The 22264-nt window shown below is 69.2% G+C and carries 9 protein-coding genes; all 9 read left to right on the top strand.

Features of this window, described 5'->3' with window-relative positions:
- On the top strand, positions 1-438 hold the full coding sequence (gene gspG / locus CCR98_RS11780) for a type II secretion system major pseudopilin GspG (RefSeq protein ID WP_087922756.1): 438 nt from the start codon (positions 1-3) through the stop codon (positions 436-438).
- A gap of 9 nt (positions 439-447) precedes the next feature.
- Positions 448-1353, top strand: coding sequence for a type II secretion system minor pseudopilin GspK (gene gspK, locus CCR98_RS11775; RefSeq protein ID WP_087924183.1), 906 nt, complete (start codon positions 448-450; stop codon positions 1351-1353).
- Positions 1350-2513 (top strand): type II secretion system protein GspL, encoded by a 1164-nt coding sequence (gene gspL, locus CCR98_RS11770; RefSeq protein WP_087922755.1) that lies wholly within the window; start codon positions 1350-1352, stop codon positions 2511-2513. Before gspK ends, gspL begins: the two co-directional genes overlap by 4 nt.
- On the top strand, positions 2510-3037 hold the full coding sequence (gene gspM / locus CCR98_RS11765) for a type II secretion system protein GspM (protein WP_087922754.1): 528 nt from the start codon (positions 2510-2512) through the stop codon (positions 3035-3037). The genes gspL and gspM overlap by 4 nt, the downstream gene beginning before the upstream one ends.
- Complete coding sequence (gspD, locus tag CCR98_RS11760) at positions 3034-5415, top strand: type II secretion system secretin GspD (RefSeq protein ID WP_087922753.1); 2382 nt, start codon at positions 3034-3036, stop codon at positions 5413-5415. Before gspM ends, gspD begins: the two co-directional genes overlap by 4 nt.
- On the top strand, positions 5412-6845 hold the full coding sequence (gene gspE / locus CCR98_RS11755; RefSeq protein ID WP_087922752.1) for a type II secretion system ATPase GspE: 1434 nt from the start codon (positions 5412-5414) through the stop codon (positions 6843-6845). The genes gspD and gspE overlap by 4 nt, the downstream gene beginning before the upstream one ends.
- 7 nt (positions 6846-6852) lie before the next feature.
- Positions 6853-8052, top strand: a complete 1200-nt coding sequence (gspF, locus tag CCR98_RS11750; RefSeq protein WP_087922751.1) for a type II secretion system inner membrane protein GspF — start codon at positions 6853-6855, stop codon at positions 8050-8052.
- Between the two features lie 254 nt (positions 8053-8306).
- A complete protein-coding gene (locus tag CCR98_RS11745; RefSeq protein WP_087922750.1) occupies positions 8307-9482 on the top strand; it encodes a substrate-binding domain-containing protein in 1176 nt (391 codons plus the stop codon).
- A 199-nt stretch (positions 9483-9681) separates the two neighbouring features.
- Entirely contained in the window at positions 9682-22065 is a 12384-nt protein-coding gene (locus CCR98_RS11740) for a filamentous haemagglutinin family protein (protein WP_087922749.1), read from the top strand.
- Positions 22066-22264 lie beyond the last annotated feature (199 nt).

The raw sequence follows: 22264 nt of genomic DNA, 5'->3' as shown, positions 1-22264 counted from the left end.
ATGGCAAGGCAGGTGGGTGGTCGCAGGGCTCGGCAGCAGGGTTTCAGCCTGATCGAGATCATGGTGGTGGTGGTGATCATCGGCATTCTCGCGGCCTTGATCGTGCCGCGGTTGATGGACCGTCCCGACCAGGCGCGCGTGGTGGCGGCGCGCCAGGACATTGCGGCGCTGATGCAGGCGCTGAAGTTGTTCAAGCTGGACAATGGCCGCTATCCCAGCGCCGAGCAGGGCCTGCAGGCGCTGGTGAAGCCGCCGCAGGGCAGCGGTGCGATGCCGGTGACTCCGTATCTGGATCGCCTGCCGAATGACCCGTGGGGCCATCCGTACCAGTACCAGAGTCCCGGGACCCATGGCGACATCGATGTGTTCTCGCTGGGTGCGGACAGCAAGCCCGGTGGCGACGCCGGGAACGCGGATATCGGCTCCTGGCAGCTGTGAGGCGTGCTGATGACAGCCCGGACGCGTTCGCTCCCGTGCGCCCGCCAGCGTGGCATGGCGGTGATTGTCGCCCTGCTGGTGGTGGCATTGGTGGCGGTGATTGCCACTGCACTGCTGACGCGGCAATCGGCGCAGCTGCGCGCGCTGCGTAGTGACCAGCTGCGCGCGCAGGTGCGCATGGCGGTCGATGCCACCCTGGAGCGCGCGGCGCAGCAGCTGCGTGACGATGTAAAGGAGCAGCTGGCCACGGTGCGCAGCGGCCGTTGGGCGCGTCCGCTGACGCTGCAGGCACCGTTGCCGGTGCAGCTGCAGCTGGTTGATGCGCAGTCGATGTTCAACCTGCGCAACCTGCTGGCGCGTGGCCGGCCGGACCCCGAGGCGCGACGCGCGTTCATCGCGTTGTGTGCTGCACAGGGGCTTGGCCAGGGTGCCTGCGCATCCGCGGCGGACCACATCCAGGCGCGCCTGCGCGACGGTGACATCCAGGCACAGGCGCCACTGCCGCGCGAATCACTGATCGCGCAGGCACTGGCCGGTGCCGATCCGGTGGCATTGCAGGCGCTGGCGCGGCGCACCGTGGTGCTGCCGGCGCAGACCCTGGTCAACGCCAACACCAGCGACCTGAGCGTTCTGCAGGCGGTGACGCCTGCGGTCGAGCCGGCACGGCTGCAGGCGCTGCTCGGTGAGCGCGACGGCGGCCATTGGCTGCTCAACCGTGGCGACATCGCCAATCGACTTCAACTGAGCAACGAACAGATGGCCGTGCTTCCCCTGGGCATCCATAGCGAGTGGTTCCTTGCGGTCGGCCAGGTGCAGGCCGATGGCAGTGCGGTCGAGTTCCGTGCGTTGCTTTGGCGCGAGTACCGCGACGATGGGGCGCGCGTGCAGCGCGTGTGGACGAGGATCGGCGCATGAACGTGCAGCTTCGGGTGCGCCTGCCGGCGCTGGAGTGCCTGCGCGCCGACAGCACGGTGGACTGGGTGCAGCTGCGCAAGGGCGAGGTAGTGGCACACGGCCGCGACACGCTGGCGGCGCTGGGTCTGCGTTACCCGAAGGCGACGGTGCGCGCCTGCCTCGATCCGCACGACCTGATCCTGCTGGAACTTCAGCTGCCGCCGTTGTCCGGGCGGCGCCTGCAGTCGGCGCTGCAGGGCGAGGTGGAGGCGATGCTGCTGGATGACCTGCAGGAGGTGGCGCTGGCGCACGGTGCACAGGCGGCTGACGGCACCGTTCCGGTGGCCTGGCTCGGCCAGCAGGCGGTCCTGCAGGCGCAGCAGCTGCTGGCCTCGTGCGCACTGCAGCTGCAGGCGCTGTATCCGACGCCGCTGCTGCTGCCGTGGCAGGACGCGCAGGCCACGCTGCAGGTCAGCGGCGAGCACCTGCTGGTGCGCAGCGGGCGCGATCGGGGGTTCGTCCAATGGTATGGCGGACGTGACGCGTGTGCCTTGATGCGGGCCCTGGCCATGCGTCTGCAGCAGGCCGGCGTGCAGGCCGTGCAATGGATCGACAGCGTGCCGCCGGCGTGGCCGGACAGCCTGCCGGCCACCGCCGTCAGGCGTGAACGGCAGGCGTGTGGCCCTCTGCCGGGGTGGTCATTGCCGCTGCCCGGTGCGGGTCGGCAAGCGCCACGACTGGCGATCGGCCTCGCGTTGGCGGCAGTGCTGCTGGCTGCACTCGGCCTGCAGCTGCAGGTCTCGCGCTGGCGGATCGAGGGCGAGGCGCTGCAACAGGACATGGCGCGGCAGTTCAGCGCACGCTTCCCGGAGATTACCGATGTGGTGGATCCGGTGCTGCAGGCACGGCGTGCTCTGGCGGTGCCACCGCCGGCGCCGCCGTTGCCGCTGTTGCAACGGCAGGTTGCCAGCACGCTGCAGGCGGTTCCGGAGCTGGCCGGGCAGGTGCGTAGCCTCCATTACCAGCCCGGCCAGCTGGACATGGAGCTGGATGCCGATGCCCAGGCGTTGGCCGATGATCCGCAACGTTTGGAGCACTGGCAGCAGGCGGTGCAGGTGCAGGGCCTGCAGCTGGCGCGCGACGCCGCTGGGCGCCTGCGGGTGAGCGGAGCTGGACAGTGACCGCGCGTACCCTGCGGCTGGGCGAGGGACTGGAGGGCCTGCAGCAGCGCTGGCGGCGCCTGCCACCGCGGGACCGGCTGATGCTGTGGGTGATGGTGGTGGCGCTGCTGGCAGCGGGCCTGTGGTCGTTGTGGCTGGAACCCCTGCTGAAACAGCATGCGCACTGGCAGGCCGAACTGCCACGGCTGCAGGCGCAGTCCCGCGCACTGGCGCCACTGCTGCGCGCCCGTGAGCGCCGGCAGCAGGCGCAGGGCCAGCACCCGACGCTGGCCAGCCTGCGGGACGGCATCAGATCCGCCGGCCTTGCCGACGGCCTGCATATCGAAGTGCGTGACGGGCGCTGGCACCTGCAGGTGCAGGCGGTGCCCGCCGACGCGCTATGGAACTGGCTGCTGCCGCTGCTGGCCGATCCGGCCATCGAGCTGCAACAGCTGCAACTGACACGCACGGGGGATGCGAACATGCCGGCGGCACGGATTTCCGGAAACATCGTGATGGTGGCCACTGCGGGTGCCCATCCATGAGGGCGATGCGCAGCCTTGCCTGCAGCACCGCGCTGGCCCTGGTGGTGGGCATGGCCCATGTGCCGGCGCCGGTGCTGGCGCAGGGCGCCCGCGATGAGCCGGTGCAGCTGAACCTGGTGGATACCGATATCGGTGGCGTGCTGCGCATGGCGGCACGCTTCACCGGCCGCCAGTTCCTGGTCGACCCGCGGGTGACCGGCAAGATGACGGTGGTTTCTGATGGCCCGGTCAGCCGTACCCAGGCCTACCAGCTGCTGCTGGGTGCGCTGCGCATGCGCGGCTTCGCCGTGGTCGAGAACGGCGGCGTCAGCCGGGTGGTGCCGCAGGCCGATGCCAAGCTGCTCGGCGGTCGGGTGGGTAACGGCGGAGCAGGGGGCGAGGTCGCCACGCGCACCTTCGCGCTGCGCTACGAGAACGCGGCCGCGCTGGTGGCGGTGCTGCGGCCGATGATCAGCCCGGACAATCCGATCACTGCCAACCCGGGCAACAACACCCTGGTGATCACCGACTATGCCGACAACCTGGAGCGCATCGCGCGGGTGATCGCCAGCGTCGACACGCCGGCTGGCATGGACACCGACGTGGTGAAGCTGCAGCAGGGCATTGCTGTTGACGTGGCAGCGATGGTCGCGCCGCTGCTGGATGCGCAGGGCGCCGAGCCCAGCCAGAAGGTGGTGGTGATGGCCGACCCGCGCAGCAACAGCGTGCTGCTGCGCTCCAGCAGCCCCGGGCGCACCCGCCTGGCGCGGCAGCTGGTGGAGAAGCTGGACCGCGCGCAGGACGAGTCCGGCAACCTGCATGTGGTCTACCTGCGCAATGCCCAGGCCAACCAGCTCGCCGGCGTGCTGCGCGGCGTGGTTGCGGGGCAGAGCGATGCACCGGCAATGGGCAGCAACGAAGGCATCACGCCACTGCCCGGCGATGCAGACCGTTCCACACCCGCGCAGCCGTCGCAGCCACAGCAGGCCAAGCCCGGTGGCAGTGCGCTGGAATCGCAGCGGCTGGACCCGAACCGCCGCGACCCGATCGACGCCGAAAGCACGGGCTTCAGCCAGAACGGCATTTCGGTGCAGGCCGACGTGGCCACCAACACACTGCTGATCTCGGCGCCGGAGCCGGTCTACCGCAACCTTCGGCGGGTGATCGACCAGCTCGACCAGCGCCGTGCACAGGTGCTGGTGGAAAGCCTGATCGTGGAGGTCAACCAGACCGACGCGGCCGAACTGGGCGTGCAGTGGATGCTGGGCAATGGCCGCACCTTCGGCGGCACCCATTTCGGTGGTGTCACCGGCGGCAGCGGCCTGAACACCGCCGCGCGCACCACCCTGGACGTGCTGCCCAAGGACGGCCTGAAGATCGGCGTCATCGACGGCACCATCAACCTGCCCGGTGTCGGCCAGATCCTCAACATGAAGGCGTTGGCCAATGCGTTGCAGAGCAAGGGCGGTGCCAACATCCTGTCCACGCCGAACCTGATGACGCTGGACAACGAGGCGGCCAGCATCATGGTCGGCCAGACCGTGCCGTTCGTCAGCGGTCGCTACGTGACTGACGGTGGCGGCGGCAGCAACAACCCGTTCCAGACCATCGTGCGCGAGGATGTGGGCCTGAAGCTGCGGGTGCGCCCGCAGATCTCCGAGGGCGGCACGGTGAAGCTGGACATCTACCAGGAAGTCAGCAGCATCGACGCGCAGAGCGCGAACAGCACGGCCGGCATCATCACCAACAAGCGTGCGCTGGACACCAGCGTGCTGCTGGACGATGGCCAGATCATGGTGCTGGGTGGCCTGCTGGAGGACAACGTCAGCCACGGTCGTGACGCGGTGCCGGGGCTGGGAAAGATCCCGGTGCTGGGGGCGCTGTTCCGCAGTGATACGCGCAAGCGCTCCAAGACCAACCTGATGGTGTTCCTGCGCCCGCACGTGGTGCGTGACCCCGCCGCTGGCCAGCGCCTGACCCGCGACCGCTACGACTACATGCGCAACGCGCAGGCCAGCGCGCAGCCGGTACAGAGCTGGGCATTGCCGGCGCTGTCGGCACCGCAGCTGCCGCCGCAGGACCTGTCTGTACTCGGCCAGGGCAATGCGCGCGATGGCCAGGGCCAGCCGCTGCAGAGCAGCAGCCTGGCGGCGCTGTACCCGTCCGGTGACAGCGACGCACAGCTGGTGCAGTTCGCGCAGGGGCTGGACCCGGCCCGTGCCAGCCAGGGCGTGGCGCAGGTGCGGGCACTGGGCCTGCAGGCCTATGCCGAAGCGACGCCGGGTGAGAGCGGGCAACGCCTGCGGGTGCGATTGCCGCGCGACCCGGCGACGCTGGACCCGGCGCTGCAGCAGCTGCGCGGGCTGGGCTACACCCCGGAACTGGTGATCGGGCCGTGAGCGCTGCCGCGCCACTGCCTTATTCCTGGGTGCGCAGCCATGGGGTGATGCTGTCCGAAGCTGGCGGTGCGCCCGTGCTGTTGGGCACCGCCGATACCGCGGCGTGGGCCGTGGCCGAACTGCGCCGACGGCATGGACCGCTGCCGTTCCAGGCGCTGGATGCGGCGACCTGGCAGCAGCGGTTGGGTGAGCAGTACCGTGACGGCGGCGATGCCGCTGCCGTGGTCGGTGCCGCAGAAAGCGAAGTCGATCTGGACCGGCTGATGCAGGACATGCCGGAAGTCACCGATCTGCTGGACGCGCAGGACGATGCGCCGGTGATCCGCATGATCAACGCGCTGCTGGCACAGGCCGCTCGCGATGGTGCCAGCGATCTGCACATCGAGCCGTTCGAGACCCACTCGGTGGTGCGCTACCGGGTGGACGGCACCCTGCGCGACATGGTGCAGCCGCGGCGCGCACTGCACGCGGCGCTGGTGTCGCGCATCAAGATCATGGCCCACCTCGATATTGCCGAGAAGCGCCTGCCGCAGGACGGGCGCATCGCGATCCGGGTGGGTGGGCGGCCGTTGGATATCCGCGTCTCCACGGTGCCGACCGGGCATGGCGAGCGTGCTGTGCTGCGCCTGCTGGAAAAGGATGCCGGTCGCCTGCAGCTGCAGCGCCTGGGCATGGCCGATGACACCCTGGCCACGTTCACCGGATTGATCCGGCAGCCGCATGGCATCGTGCTGGTCACCGGCCCGACCGGCAGTGGCAAGACCACCTCGCTGTACGCCGCGTTGGGCCAGCTCGACAGCAGCACCAGCAACATCCTCACCGTGGAGGACCCGGTGGAGTATGACTTCGCCGGCATCGGCCAGATCCAGGTCAACGCGCGCATCGGCATGAGCTTCGGCACGGCACTGCGCGCGATCCTGCGCCAGGACCCGGACACCATCATGATCGGCGAGATCCGCGACCTGGAAACCGCGCAGATTGCGGTGCAGTCGTCGCTGACCGGCCATGGCGTGCTGGCGTCCCTGCACACTAACGACGCGATCTCGGCAGTGACCCGCCTGGCCGATATGGGCGTGGAGCCGTTCCTGCTGGCCTCGTCGCTGCGCGGCGTGCTGGCGCAGCGGCTGGTGCGGCGGCTGTGCACGCAATGCCGGCGTGCCGAGGTGGATGGCGACGGCCGTACCGTGTGGCGCGCGGTGGGCTGCGCGGCCTGCGCCAACAGCGGCTACCGGGGACGCACCGGCATCCATGAGCTGTTCGTGGTGGATGACCGCGTGCGTGCACTGATCCATGAAGGGCAGGGTGAACCTGCGTTGCGCGAGGCGGCGCGGCGTGCCGGCATGCGGACCTTGCGCCAGGACGGCCAGCGTTGGGTCGACAGCGGGGTGACCACGCTGGAAGAGATCCTGCGCGTCACGGGCGACGACTGAGGCTTGCATGGCGCTGTTCGACTACCAGGCCGCCAACGCGCAGGGCCGCATCGAGAAGGGCCAACTGGACGCCGACAGCCCGCGCGGCGCGCGCCAGGTGCTGCGCGGTCGAGGGTTGACGCCCGTGCAGGTAAGCGCGGCGCGCAGTGCCGGCAGTGGCTGGGGCACGCGCCGGCTGTCCGCCAGCGAGCTGGCCTGGGCCACCCGCCAGCTGGCCAGCCTGTTGGCCGCGAGCCTGCCGTTGGAAGGTGCATTGAGTGCGGTGATCGAACAGGCCGAGCGCCCGCACGTAGCCCAGGCACTCACCGCCGTGCGCGCCGACGTGCGTGCCGGCCAGCGCCTGACCGTGGCATTGGCAGCGCGGCCACGTGATTTTCCGCCGATCTACCGGGCGCTGGTGGGCGCCGGTGAGGACTCCGGCGACCTGGCACGGGTGATGGAGCGCCTGGCCGACTACATCGAAGAACGCAATGCGCTGCAGGCCAAGGTGCTGACCGCGTTCATCTACCCGGCGGCGATCAGCCTGGTGTCGGTGGCGATCGTGATCTTCCTGCTCAGCTACGTGGTGCCGCAGGTGGTGACCGCGTTCGTGCAGGCGCGGCAGACGCTGCCGATGCTGACCCAGGTGATGCTGGCGGCCAGCGCATTCGTGCGCAGCTGGGGCGCGTGGGCAGGGCTCGGCATCGCTGCGCTGGTGGTGGCATGGCGGTTGGCGTTGCGCCGGCCCGAACTGCGCCTGCGCTGGGACGCGATGCTGCTGCGGGTGCCGATGGTCGGACGCTTCGTGCTGGGCGTGAACAGTGCGCGCTTCGCCTCGACACTGGCGATCCTGCTGGATGCCGGTGTGCCGCTGCTGCGTTCACTGGAAGCGGCGCGACAGACCCTGGGAAACGCGCTGCTGGCGCGCTGTGCCGATGATGTGTCTTCGCGCGTACGCGAAGGTGCGGCACTGGGTGCTGCGCTGAAGGTGCAGAAGGTGTATCCGCCGATCCTGGTGCACCTGGTGGCCAGTGGCGAGAAGACCGGTTCGCTGGCACCGCTGCTGGATCGCGCCGCACAGACCATCTCGCGCGAGATCGAGCGTCGCGCGATGGCGCTCACTGCGCTGCTGGAACCAACCATGATCCTGGTGATGGGCGGCGTAGTGCTGACGATCGTGCTGGCCGTGCTGATGCCGATCATGGAAATGAACCAGCTGGTGCAGTGAGGCGCAACGGACATCACGGGTAGCGCCGGGCCATGCCCGGCGAGCGCGCAGCGCGGCACGCTTTCGATTCTCCACACAATCCTCCACACCTTTTTTCGATCTTCCACAGGTTTCTTAAGCGGCCTGTCATCGGCGCGGACCAGCATGGACACGTCGCCGCAGAGTGGGCTGGGAGGCCCTCGGCGGCAGCAGGCGTGTAGTGACCGTTCCTCCCTTGGTGTTTCCCTTCGCAGTAAACCCTTCAGGAGAAGATCATGAACAAGTACAAGACCCTGGCCGCGCTGGTTGCCACCGCGCTGCTCGCTACCGTTGGCGCCGCCTCGGCGCAGACCGTTACCGGCGGCGGCGCGTCGCTGCCGGCCGACCTCTACAAGGGTTCGTCCGACAGCATCCTGCCGGCGAACTTCACCTACGCCGTGACCGGTTCGGGCACCGGCAAGAAGGCCTTCCTGGAAAACAACTCGCTGCTGTTCTCGACCACCGGCACCGTGCATTTCGCCGGCAGCGATTCGGTGCTGAGCAGCACCGAGCTGAGCACCTACACCACCAACTTCAACCAGCCGACCAATGCCAACCGCTACGGCGCGCTGATCCAGGTGCCGTCGGTGGCCACCTCGGTCACCATCCCGTTCAACAAGGCCGGTTCGGCAGTGGACCTGAGCGTGGCGCAGATCTGCGGCGTGTTCTCGGGTGCGATCAGCGACTGGTCGACCATCGATTCCAACCGCAGCGGCCCGATCCAGGTGGTGTACCGCCCGGAAAGCAGCGGTACCAGCGAAATGTTCAGCCGCTTCCTGACCGCCGCCTGTGCCGCTGAGAACGCTGAAACCTCGAAGCTGGTGGGTGGCAAGTTCGCCATCAAGTCGACCTTCGCCGACCTGTACAAGCGCGATGCCAACGGCAACCTGCCGGCGTTCCTGGTGGCCGCCCCGGCCACCGGTGGCACCTCGCTGTACAACACTGTCTACGCTGCTGAAGGCCGTATCGGCTACGTCGGCCCGGACGTGATCCCGAGCGTGACCGATGCGACCAAGGTCGCCAAGGTCAAGGGCTTCTCGCCGGATCAGGTGAGCGTGCAGGCCACCCTGGACACTGTCGCTCCGCCGACCGGCACCGCTGCCGAGAACCCCGCCAACTGGGTGCCGGTGTTCGGCAACCCGTCGGCCGGCTATCCGATCGCCGGCTACACCAACCTGGTGATCGGCCAGTGCTACAAGGATTCGAGCGTCGCCACCAGCCTGCGCGGCTTCCTGGCCCGCCACTATCCGGCGACCTACACCGTCGCGTATGAGAAGTCGATCACCGACCACGGCTTCATCCCGCTGACCAAGGCCTGGCGCGATGCGATCCGCAACCGTTTCGTGCTGGCCAGCAGCACTGCCGGCCTGAACAATCCCAGCACCTGCGCCGGCATCGGTCGTCCGCTGTAATCCGCAGCACTGGTTGAATCCTGCTTGACCCGACGCCGGCCCCTGGGCCGGCGTCGCCATTTCCGCGACGGTGTCGCCGCTGCCGCGTTTCGCTGTCGGCTTCGTGTCACGTGAACCGTCTATCTGTGGCAGGGCATGCGTTGCGCGTGCCTCCCCGATCGTCGCCGCATTCGCGGCCCACCAGGTTGATGAGGTTCCGATGTCGCACCCGCTCCCGTCCGCTGTTCATCCGGCCGCGTCGATGCGCCGCAATCATCCGATGGCGTGGGCCATCGCGGTCGCACTGGGCAGCATGGTGGCCCCGGCCAGCCAGGCGCAGCAGGCGTTCAGTCCGGGCTGGTTCGCCGAACGGGGCGCGGCCCAGGGCAGCGCGGCACAGAGTGGCCGGATGCCCAACGGCGTGCCGATCCAGTTCCAGTTGCCGGCCCAGCAGCAGGATGCAGCACGGCAGAAGCTGCAGCAGACGATCGACAATCTCGGCACGGCGGCGCAGGCGATTGCCCTGCAGCAGCGCCTGCAGGAACAGGCGCGGCAGGCGCGCCGCGAGGCTGGCTTCATCGTTGCCGATGGCCTCGGCAAGGATGGCCTGAGCGTCGACCAGAACCCGCTGACCCGCGGCTGGCTCAATGCGCGCGACGCAATCCAGTCGCAGGGCAGCGACGGGCGGGTGCAGGTCACGGTCGAGCAGACCGCGGACAAGGCGATCCTGAACTGGGAGACCTTCAATATCGGCGGCAACACCACGCTGAACTTCCTGCAGAACCCTGACTGGGCAGTACTGAACCGCGTCAATGATCCGCAGGCGCGGCCCAGCCAGATCCTGGGCCAGCTGAAGGCCAATGGCACGGTGTTCGTGGCCAACCGCAACGGGGTGGTGTTCGGCAACAACAGCCAGGTCAACGTACGCAATCTGCTGGCGGCTGCAGCACGGATCAGCGATGCGCAGTTCCGCGACAACGGCCTGTACAGCCCCGACGCCAGCAGCAGCGCGCTCAGCGATGCATTTGGCAAGGTGATGGTGGAGCAGGGTGCCCGCATCGCGACCCATGAGCCGACCAGCGCGACGCGCGGCGGTGGTTACGTGCTGCTGGCCGGGCACAGCGTGGAGAACGCCGGCCAGATCGAGGCGCGCAAGGGCCAGGTGCAGCTCGCTGCCGGTGACAGTTTCGTGATCCGGCGCGGCGTGGGTACGGCCACCAACACCAGCTCCACCACCCGGGGCAATGAAATCGCGCCGCGCTTCATCGCTGGCAGCACGGCTGGCAGCGTGCGCAACACCGGCCTGATGCGCGCGCTCGAGGGTGACGTGACTCTGGCCGGGCGCAGCGTGGAGCAGGCCGGTGTGGCCGTGGCCAGCACCACGCTTGCACAGCGCGGCACCGTGCATCTTCTGGCTTCGGCCAGTGATGCCGGCAGCAGCGTCACGCTTGCAGATGGAGCCACCACGGCGGTGCTGATCGAGGACGATGGCAAGGCCACGGTGCTGGATACGCAGCGCGACAGCCTCATCAAGGAGTCCGCAGAGCAGGACGCGATCCGCGCTGGCGCGCGCTCGGCAACTTTCGACAATCTGTCCCAGCACAATGATCGCCGGGACCAGTCGCGCGTGGAGATCGTCTCGGGTGGCAACATCCATTTCAGTGCGGATTCGCTGACGGTTGCCACCGGCGGCCAGATCATTGCCGATGCGGCGGCCCGCAGCTACGTAGACGACGCCGCGCGCGTGGACGTGTCCGGCGCAGTGGGCGTACAGGTGTCGATGGAGAGCAACAATGTCCAGGTCAAGGTGCAGGGCAACGAACTGCGCGATGCCCTGGACAACCGCGACAGCGGCAAGCTGACCAGCAGCGAAGTCTGGGTCGACCGCCGCAGGCTGGTCCACGTTCCGGCCGGTACCGGGGGCTACGAGGGTGAGCGCTGGTACGCTGCAGGCGGCCTGCTGGAAGTGGGTGGCTATCTCGACAACCAGGGGCACTCGATCGGCGAATGGGCCGCGCAGGGAGGCACCGTCCTGCTGGGCGGCAGGGAAGTGGTCACGCATGGTGGCTCACGCATCAACCTTGCCGGCGGCAGCCTGGATGTGCAGAGCGGCGTGATCCGGCAGAGCTGGTTGCGCGGCGTCGATGGCCAGGTCTACCGCCTTGACGATGCGCCGGCGGAGATGCTGTTCGATGGCCTGTACAGCGGCCATGAAGTGAAGCAGGAGCGCTGGGGCATCACCGAGACCTTCCGTGATCCGATCGTATTCGCGGCGCAGCGTGTCGATAACGGGTACACGGTCGGCCGCGATGCGGGACGCCTGATCGTCTCCGCACCGACCGCGGTGCTGGAGGGGAAGGTTGAGACTGCCACCTTCCAGGGCGCGCAGCAGAATCGCAGGCCGGATACCGCGTTGGACGGCTATGCGCAGGCGCAGACGGCGGTCGCGCGCAATGCGCAGCTGTACCTCGGGCGCTACGACGGCCAGGGCCGCAGTGGTGTGTTCGGCTCGGATGTACGCCTGGATGACAAGGCGCCGACGAAGGCGGCATGGTCACTGCTGGCTCCGGTCAACGAGGAGCGGCGTGACACGGTGTGGCTGGATATCGCGGAGCTGAGTGCCCAGCAGTGGGGACGGATCGACCTGGCGACCGCCGATCGCATCCGCCTCGACGGCAACCTTCGGCTTCAGGCAGGTGGACAGCTCAACCTGACCGGCAGCGAGGTGGTACTGGCGGGCGACATCGTCATTGCCGGCGGCCAGCTGTCGGCGGGCAACCTGCTGGATGTCCAGGGCCGGCCGACGGCGCTGCTGCACGATGGCCGCGCCCGCACCGCCATCGCCGACGGCACGCGGATCGATCTCTCCGGTGAATGGAGCAACGCGTCACTGGCGATGCCGCTCGACGCGAGCGGTGCCTGGACGGATGGCGGCCGCCTGAGCCTGAGCAACAGTCATGACGTGGTCGTGGGCGCCGAGGCAACGGTCGACGTCGAGGCCGGTGCCGCGTTGGACCTGCGCGGCAAGGGCCGCATCGGAAAAGGGGGCAGCATCAGCCTGCAGGCGAACAGCAGCACGGTTACGACCGACGGCAGTGGCCGGGTGCAACTGGGCGAGGGGAGCCGGTTCAGTGGTCGAGGACAGGGCAGTGGTTCCTTCTCACTTGGGACCGGTGGCCAGGTGCGGGTGGGGGATGTGGACCTGGCGGGCGCGTCGCTGCGACTGGACCCCGGCCTGTTCGGCAGTGGCTTTGCGCAGTACGACATCAATGGCCACCAGGGCCTGGAAGTGGCCGACGGCGCGCGGCTGGTCGCAGCCCTGCCAGGCCTGCGCCTGACCCAGGTCGCGCGGATGGCAACCGATCGGGCGACCGCATTGGCGGCGTGGGATGCGCCGCTGTACAGCGCCGATCCGTCGAGCGGGCGCGTCAGCCAGCGCGCGGGTGCGAGCATCAGCCTGCGTTCGGACCGCAACAGCGTGGGCGGTGACCTGCGGGTTGGCAAGGATGCACTGGTGGCGGTCGATCCAGGGCAGACGATCTCGCTGCTCGGTGCAGGCAACATCGATGTTGAAGGCACGCTGCGGGCCAAGGGCGGCCGCATCCTGATCGACGATGTGCGCCCGGAAACCGCGCTGTACGCCGGGCAGCGCACCGAACGCACCTGGCGTTTCGCCGAAGGCGCGCTGCTGGATGCCGATGCCGACGCGATTTCGCTGCCCGATCCCAGCGGCCGCCTGCGCGGGCAGGTGCGCGCGGGTGGACGCATCGAGATTGGCGGGGCGCTGGACTGGGAGTCCACCGCATTCGTCGACAACCGACCACCGGAAGCCTTCGTGGTGGTCGAACGCGGTGCGCGCCTGCAGGCGCGGGGCGCGTCGGCCGAACTGGACATCGATGGCCAGGGCCGCGTGCGCGTGGACAGCGACGGCGGGCAGATCGTGCTGCGTTCGGCCAACGCGCTGTACCTGGAGGGCGGGATGGACGCGGCCGCCGGTGGTGCCGGTGCACGCGGCGGCACGCTTGGCCTGGCCTTTGGCGGCAGCATCCATGCACGTGGCGCCAGCGAGGAGGTACTGCGGGCGCGTGCGATCAGCCTCAGCCAGTACAGCGCACCGGCGCAGCCACTGCCGGCCGCATTGGAATATGGCCACGCCGCGTTGTCGGTCGAGCAGCTGCAGGCCGGCGGCTTCGACAACTTGTCCGTGTTCGGTGACATCCGTGCCGTCGGCGATGTCGACCTGCGCCTGGCCCAGAGCCTGCGCATCCACGGCCAGGGTACTTCGAGCCTGGGCATGGCCGTGGATGCCGGGCAGTCGTCGGCGTTGCGCCTGAGTGCGCCCTACGTCCGCCTGGCGCAGGCGCGCTGGCGCCAGCTGGCGGGCGAGAACCTGCAGGGCACCGCCGCGGTCGCTTCGGCCGGGCCGGAGGATCACGCGCTGGCGATGCAGGCCGAGCTGATCGACATCCGCGACGTCACCTGGCTGCCGGGTTTCAAGCATGTGGCGTTGGAAAGCCGCAGTGACGTGCGCCTGACCAACGGCATTGCCAGCAGTGGCAACACCAGCGCGTTGATGACGGCTGGTTCGATGGACGTGACCGCTGCCCGCCTGTACCCCACCACCGGCGCGGTCGGCACGCTGGTGGCCGGCGCTTCGGCGCAGACCGTGCAGACCGCTGATTACTGGGCTGATCCAGATGCCGTGCTGCGCATCCACGGCATCGGTGCGGGTACGCAGCCGGCGCCGGAATCGGCGCGGGGCACGCTTCGCCTGGTGGCCGCCACGGTGCAGCAGGGCGGCAACGTACAGGTGCCGATGGGCACGCTGCAGCTGGGCGGCCTGATCCAGAACGGAACCGTCGGCAGCCGGGTGGAACTGCTGCCGGGCAGCGTTACCTCCACCAGCGGCGCCGGCCTGTCGCTGCCCTACGGTGGCACCGTCGATGGTGTCGACTGGCGGGTCGGCACGCGCAGCGTGAGTTCGCAGACGCCGGCCGGCATCTCCTCGATGGGGGTGACCCTGAAGGCCAACGAGATCGAGGTGGCGCCGGGGGCACTGCTGGACATGTCCGGCGGTGGTGAGTTGACTGGTGCGGCCTTCGTGTCCGGGCGCGGCGGCTCTGTCGACGTGCTGCGAACGGCGTTGGCCGACGCCAATCCGCGCTATGAATTCAGTGCGTCGGGCAACCCGGTGTATGCGATCGTGCCGGGACGCGCCGGGACGTTCGCCCCCAGCGGCGAGGAAGGATTCGCCGCACCGGGGGTGGGCCAGCAGATCACCGTGCCGGCGGGCGTGCCCGGCCTGGCGGCAGGCACCTACACGCTGATGCCGGCCAGCTATGCGCTGCAGCCCGGTGCATTCCGGGTGGAGCTGGGCGCCAACGGCACCTCGGGCATCGCGCAACCCATCGCGACCGGCACCGGCACCTGGCGTGTGTCCGGGCAGCAGCGCACGGCGCTGGGCGCGGCAATCTCGCCGTTGCTCACCGACATCCTGCTGACCCCCGCCGCGGTGGTACGCCGGCACTCGGGCTACAACGAAACCTCCTACAACAGCTTCGCGCAATCGGTGGCCGACCGCCGTGGCGAGTCGCGCGGCTGGCAGACCATCGATGCGCTCGGGTTGACCCTTGCGCTGGGCGAAGGCGCAGGTCGTGCAGACACGCCTGCCATCCGCTTCGCCGGCACTGCGCGGTTCGGCGCCGCCACCGACAACGGGCGCGGCGGCACGCTGACAGCCACGTTGGCCAGCCCGGCGATCGGTTCACTGGAGATCGTCGATGGCGGTGCGCAATCGCAGGCGCGTGATCGCGGCGCCACCTTCAGCGACGACGCGCTCAATGCCTTCCTGCCTGCGCGGATGATGATCGGCGGGCAGTTCAACCAGGTGGCTTCGCAGGTGGCGGTGACCGGCCAGGCACGCAGCGTGGCGATCCGCTCCGGAGTCACCCTGAACGCACCGGAAGTGCTGGTGGCAGCGGCCTCCGGTGGCAGCGGCGTGCTGGTCGAGGCCGGTGCGACCCTCGATACACTGCCGTTCGCATCGGCCAACGCGGATGCCAGCGCGACGCTGCCTTACCAGGTCTCCGGCGGCCTGCTGGCGGTGTCCAACCAGCGCCTGAACCTGTTCACCGGCACCACCGGCGTGGAGGCAGGCCCGGTGGCGATCGACATCGGGGGGTGCCAGACGGCATGCGACGGCCAGACCCGGCTGGTTTCCGATGGCAGCATCGCGGTAGCGACCGATGGCACGCTGCAGATGCGCGACTCGGCCAGCTATGGCACCCGCCAGCTCGGCCTGAGCATGGCGGCGCTGAACCTCGGCAGTGCCGAAGCGATCGCGCAGGCCGCTGCGGCAGGGGCGCTGCCCAGTGGCATGACCATGAACCAGTCCGTGCTGCAGCAACTGCTGCGCGGCAATGATGCCACCGGCGCGCCGGCGCTGGACACGCTGAGCCTGGTCGCGCGGGATTCTGTCAACGTGTTCGGCAGCGTCGACCTGGACGCGCGCGACAGTGCCACCGGCCGCAGTGGCCTGCAGACGCTCGTGCTCGGTGCGCAGGCCATCCGCGGCTACGGTGCGGCGACCGACCGTGCGCGCATCCGGGTGGACACGCTGGTCTGGGACGGCTCATTGGCGGCGAGCCAGGCGCCGGGCAGCGACGCGTCGGTGCCGCCGGCCGATCCGATGGTTGACCGGCTCGGCGCCGGGCAGCTGGACATCTTCACCCGACAGCTGCAGCTGGGGCGGGCGCCATTCAGTCGTCCCAGCTCTGAAGTACCTGCGAACCGGCAGGTGCTTGGATTCAGTGCGCTGAACCTGAGTGCTTCGGAGCAGCTGTCGTTCTCCGCGCAGGGCACGCTGGACGTGTTCCAGCAGCGCGGCGACTATCTGGCCGACAAGGGCTGGCAGTACAGCGGAGGCAGCCTGGGTATCGATACACCGCTGTTGACTGCCGATCCCGCCGCGCAGCTGCGCGTGCGCACCGGCGGCAACTTCCGCCTGCAGGGGGGCACCGGCAAGGCGGGTGGCGATGCACTGGGCAGTGAGCTGAGCATCGACGCCAACCGGATCACGCTGGACAGCACGATCGCGCTGGCGTCCGGACGGCTGTCGGCGAACGCACGCGAGGGCATCACGCTTGGCAGCTGGGCCGCGCTGGACCTTGCCGGGCGCAAGGTCCCGCTGTACGACGTGGACAAGTTCAGCTGGGGCGGCGATGTCCTGCTGTCCAGCGACACGGGGGACATCCGCACCGATGCGGCCTCCCGCATCGATGTTTCCGCCCGCAACAACCGCGGCGGGCGCCTGACGGTCACCGCAATGGCCGGCCAAGCCGATCTGGCTGGTGTTCTGCAGGGTGCCGCCAGTGGCCGCTACGACGCCGGTGGCACGCTGGTGCCGTACGACGGTGGCGAACTGGTGGTGCGGGCACGCCAGCTGCAGGACTTCACCGGCCTCAACCAGCGATTGACCGCCGGCGGCGTCGTCGGTGGTCGCAGCTTCCAGATCGGTGAAGGCGATCTGCGGATCGGCGACGAAGTGAAGGCGCGCCGGGTCGACATCAGTGTCGACGCGGGCAGCCTGACCGTGGCGGGCCGCATCGATGCCAGCGGCGAGCAGGTCGGCAGCATCCGCCTGTACGCCCGCGATCAGCTGCAGGTGGACGGCACGCTGGACGCGCACGGTACCGGCCTGCGCGTGGACAGCCATGGCAAGATCATCGACAGTCCGAACCGGGCGACCATCACGCTGGGCAGCGCCGAAGGCGCCGTCGGCCTGGGCAGCGCGGCGCACCTGGACCTGCGTGCCGGCAGCGACGTTGCCGTCGGTGAAGGTCCTGGCCAGAACGATAGGACGCCGCGCGGCACGCTGAAGATCGATGTACCGCGGCTGGGCAGCAACGACGCGGCGATTGCCGCGGCCAGCGGCCTGCGCATCGATGGCGCGGCCGACATCCAGGTCAATGGCGTCCGCCGCTACGACGATGCACCCCTGGCCACCACCGCGGATGTGCGCGGCAACCGCGCGCAGCTGGTCACCCAGCAGTGGCTGGACCAGGTGGTCGATCCGCACAGCGTGGCCTGGATCGACGGCGCGCTGGGCAATCCGGATCTGCAGCAGCGCACGGCCGCGCTGGGCGACGTCCGCCTGCGTCCCGGCGTGCAGGTAGTGGCGCGGCGCAGCGACGCCAACCCGGACGGCGACCTGACCATTGCCGGCGACATCGATCTGTCCGGCTACCGCTACGGGCCCGAAGCCAACCGCGCCGATCCATCGCGGCGTGGCTTCGGCGAATCGGCCTCGCTGGTGCTGCGCGCCGAAGGCAACATCAACGTCTATGGCAGCATCAATGATGGTTTCGCCCCGCCGCCGTCCACGCCGGACGAGGGCGGTTGGCAGTTGTATGAGGCTCGCAATGGCAGCGCCGGGCACACCCCCTTCGGCGGCGGCCTGGTGGTGCCGGTGGACGGAGTGAAGCTGCAGCCCGGCACCGAGTTCCAGGCCGGCACCCGCCTGAACTATGACGTGCCGGTCGAATCGGTAACGCTTCCGGTCGGTACCGTGCTGCCCGCGCCGATGGTGATCTCGCAGACCCTGCGCCTGCCTGCGGGCACGGTGCTGGGTGCGGCAGTGACCACCGACTCCGGGCAGACGCTGGCGGCGGGCACCGTGCTGCAGGAGCCGCTGATGCTGGCGGCCGGTGCGCGGCTGGGGGCCGGCTTCCGCCTGCGCAGCGCGGTACAGATGGCGGCGCAGGAGTGGCCCGCCGGTGCGGTGCTGCCAGTTGCGCTGCGCCTGGCACGGGAAGTCGAGCTCAAGGTGGGCGCGTACATTCCATCGTTGACCAAGGTGGAGCTGGCCGGCAACGGGCCAGTGAATCTGCGGCCGGCCGATGCCAACGGCAACCAGGGGCGCAACTGGGCGCTGGCGCCGATGCTGGCCGAGGGCACAACCTCCTGGGACCTGACCGTGGTTGCCGGTGCCGATGCCGGGGCAGCCGATCCACGCAGCCGGCGCTGGGGCAGCGAAGGCAGCGTGGTGCTGGCCGACACCCACCAGGGATCGATCGGTACGGTCAAGACCGAAATCATCTGGGTGGGTGATCGCGCGCTGACCGAGCAGGCATCGCTGGACTGGATCGGCGACACCTCCTATGCGGGCCGCCCGATCGCGGAGCTGGCCGACATGTTCGGCTTCACCGAAGATGAGTTCTGCGCGATGTCGGCCGACTACTGCGGCCCGGCACCCCGCCAGGTGGCCGCGCAGGGCTCGCTGGATTACTGGGGCGACGAATCCTACGTGGGCACCCCTGCGAAGGACTTCGCGGCGATGTTCGGCATGACCGAAGACGAGTTCTGCAGCACCGCACCCAGCTACTGCGCCGGCGGTGGCACGCAGACCGAAGTGACCACCTACGGCAAGCGCGCAGGCACGCCGGCCTGGAGCGTGCTGCGCACCGGCAAGGGTGACCTCGAGCTGCTCGCTGCCGGTGACGTCGTGATGAAGTCCGGCTTCGGTGTATACACGGCGGGCGCTCCCACCACGCTGGGCGAGGGCCGCGACGCTGCCTTCAATTCGCCCCGTGCAGCAGCCCCCAGGAACACTGCACTGCTGGGTTCGAACCTGGTGCCGGGCAGCTATGACGCCGCGTTGGCCGGCTACCAGGCCTGGTATCCCGATCATGGCGGCAACCTGCGCGTCGAAGCCGGGCGCGATATCGTCGGTGACGTCTGGACCGGGCGCGCAGAGTCGGGCACCAGCGAGCGCGACTGGGCGCTGTACTCCAGTGCCGCGGTCGGCAATTGGCTGTGGCGGCAGGGAACCGGCAGCACCACCGGCGTGGAGCCGGTGCCGACCAGCTGGTGGGTGAACTTTGGCGCCTACACCAACGTGTCCGCTGCTGCTGGCGCCTCTCCGCGGATGGTCGGCTTCACCGGCTTCGGTACATTGGGCGGCGGCAACCTGACGCTGGAGGCCGGGCGTGACGCCGGCGTGCGTGATGCGATAGGTGATGCGCTGGGCTCGATTATCGCACCGCGCTCGGGTGCGATCATCGCGGCGGTGGGATCGACCGGCCGGGTCAGCGATGGCCAGCTGCACCTGACCGGCGGTGGCGACCTGCAACTGCGTATCGGTGGCACACTGAATCCGAATCTGCGGGCGACGTTCTCCGGCCTCAATGCCTCCAGGGCGGGCCAGAATCTCGACCTCAACGGTACCTTCAGCAATCTGCGCGGCAGCCTGCAGCTCGACGCGGGGCGCATCGGTGCAATGGGCGTCACTCTGGAAAGCTACGCGACGCTGGGTGTGCAGCGCGCGGCGGACCTGTTTGCGCCCGACGCCGCCCGCGCGATGGGCGGGCCGGTGCTGGTGCTGGGCGACGCCGCCGCGCAGCTGCAGGCGCGGGGCGATGTGGTGCTCGGCGGTGTCGCCGATGCCGGCCGGGTTCCGCTGGCCAACTACAGCGCGGTCCTGCAGGACGATGGCGCGCGCGCTGCAGGCAGCACGTGGTTCTCCCTGTGGACCGCCAACACGGCCGTGGATCTGTTCAGTGCCGGTGGTGACCTCGCGCCGGGCCTCGCCGGGCCGGAAAACGTGACGGGCAGCAATCTGGGGCGCGAGCAGGTCCAGCTTGTTGTGCGCGGCGGCGATGATCTGCTGAATTACTGGCTCTATCCTTCGCGCTTCAGTGCCATTGCTGCACAGGGCGACATCAAGCTGGACCGGATCAGCACCACGCCTGGGACGCAGGATGTGATCCTGCTGGCGCCCTCGGCGACAGGACGGCTGGACGTCCTGGCCGGTGGCGGCATCTTCGCCCAGCGTGGCGCGACCCAGATCGCGCGATCCGCCAGCGACGCGCGCCTGCCGGGACCCTTCGACCCGGCATTCATGGCCGAGCAGGGGGATTCCAGTGGCAATGTGACCCGCTCGCGGCACAACCTGTCGGTCGACGGCAACATTGCATCGCCGGAGGCATCGCTTCCGCTGTTTGCGTTCGGTCCGAATACTCCGCTGTCCACCGCGTCTGCGGCCTTGGCGCCGAGCCGTTTCTACGCGGTCCAGGGCGACATCATCGGTCTGGCCACCGGCGCCCAGCGCACGCTGAATGCCAACGTCGGGCAGCGCACGCAGCTGAACTGGTTCGAGGCCGCCGGCGCCGTGCAACTGCGGGCAGGCCGGGACATCCTCGGGGTGTCGATGACCGCGTTGAACACCGCGCCCACCGACATCACGGTGGCGGCGGCGGGCCGCGACATCGTGCATCTGGACGCGACCATCGCCGGCCCCGGCAACACCGAGATCAGTGCCGGCCGCCAGCTGCGCCAGGAAGATGCGGGCAGCATCGTCAGCCTCGGTGGCATCGTGCAGGGCGACACCCGTCCCGGTGCCAGCATCGCGCTGACGGCCGGCAGCCAGCAGATCGACTTCGCGGCCCTGCGTTCCCGCTATCTGGACCCGGTCAACCTTGCCGATCCCGCGCAATCGCTTGCGTCGCAGCCGGGCAAGGCAGTCAAGGTATACGACCAGGAACTGAAGCAGTGGCTGCAGCAACGCTTCGGCGTAGCTGCCGACGGCGACGGGGCGCTGGCTGCATTCGACGCACTGCCGCTGGAACAGCAGCGCATCTTCCTGCGTCAGGTGTACTACGCCGAACTGCGCGAAGGTGGGCGTGAGTACACCGATGCAGAAGGGCCCCGCTTCGGCTCCTACCTGCGCGGGCGCGAAGCCATCGCCACGCTGATGCCGGACAAGGATGCGACCGGTGCGACGATCGACCGTACCGGCGATATCGTGATGTACGGCGGCTCCGGCGTGCGCACCGAGGCGGGCGGCCACATCGAACTGATGGCGCCGGGCGGCCAGATCGTGGTCGGCGTACAGGGCGTGGTGCCGCCTGCCAGCGCTGGCCTCGTTACCCAGGGGCAGGGCGATATCCGGCTGTTCAGCCAGGACAGCGTGCTGTTGGGCCTGTCGCGGGTGATGACGACGTTCGGTGGTGACATCCTGGCCTGGTCGGAGCAGGGTGACATCAATGCCGGTCGCGGTTCGCAGACTACGCTGCTGTATACGCCTCCGCGTCGCGTCTATGACGGCTGGGGCAATGTGATCCTGTCGCCGCAGGCTCCCGCCAGTGGCGCAGGCATCGCCACCTTGAACCCCATCGCCGAAGTGCGGCCGGGCGACGTCGACCTGATCGCGCCGCTGGGCACCATCGATGCGGGCGAGGCCGGTATCCGCGTCTCGGGCAACATCAATCTGGCTGCGCTGCAGGTGCTCAACGCCGCCAACATCCAGGTACAGGGCGAGAGCAAGGGCCTGCCGGTGCTGGCATCGGTGAACGTCAATGCGCTGGCCTCGGCCAGTGCGGCAGCCAACAGCGCCAGCCAGGCGGCACAGGATGTGATGCGCAAGAGCCAGGACGAGGCACGGCGCAACCAGCCGTCGGTGATCAGCGTGCAGATCCTCGGCTTCGGCAGCGGCACCAGCAGCATCGCACCGCCTGCGCGAGGCACGACCGCCGGCAGCGGCTACGACGCTGACAGCGCGTTCCAGTTCCCGCAGGCCAGCCGCGACGAGGGCACGCAGCGCCGCTAGGCATTCCACGCTTCCGGTAGGTGCCGACCTTGGTCGGCACGCATTGCCCGATGCAGCGCATCGGGCTGCAGCATCGGGCCAGCCGCCACGGAACGGTGGCGGCCCCAGCCAGGACGGCACGGATGGCAGGGAGCGGCCATCAGCGGTGAGGACCACCGACACCGCGCCGCCGGGTGCAGGAGAGCACCCGGCGGCAGGA

It is taken from the genome of Stenotrophomonas sp. WZN-1, assembly GCF_002192255.1.
Taxonomy (GTDB): Bacteria; Pseudomonadota; Gammaproteobacteria; order Xanthomonadales; family Xanthomonadaceae; genus Stenotrophomonas.
Note: the sequence above shows the minus strand (reverse complement) of the source record. Positions and strands in the feature narration are given on the sequence as shown.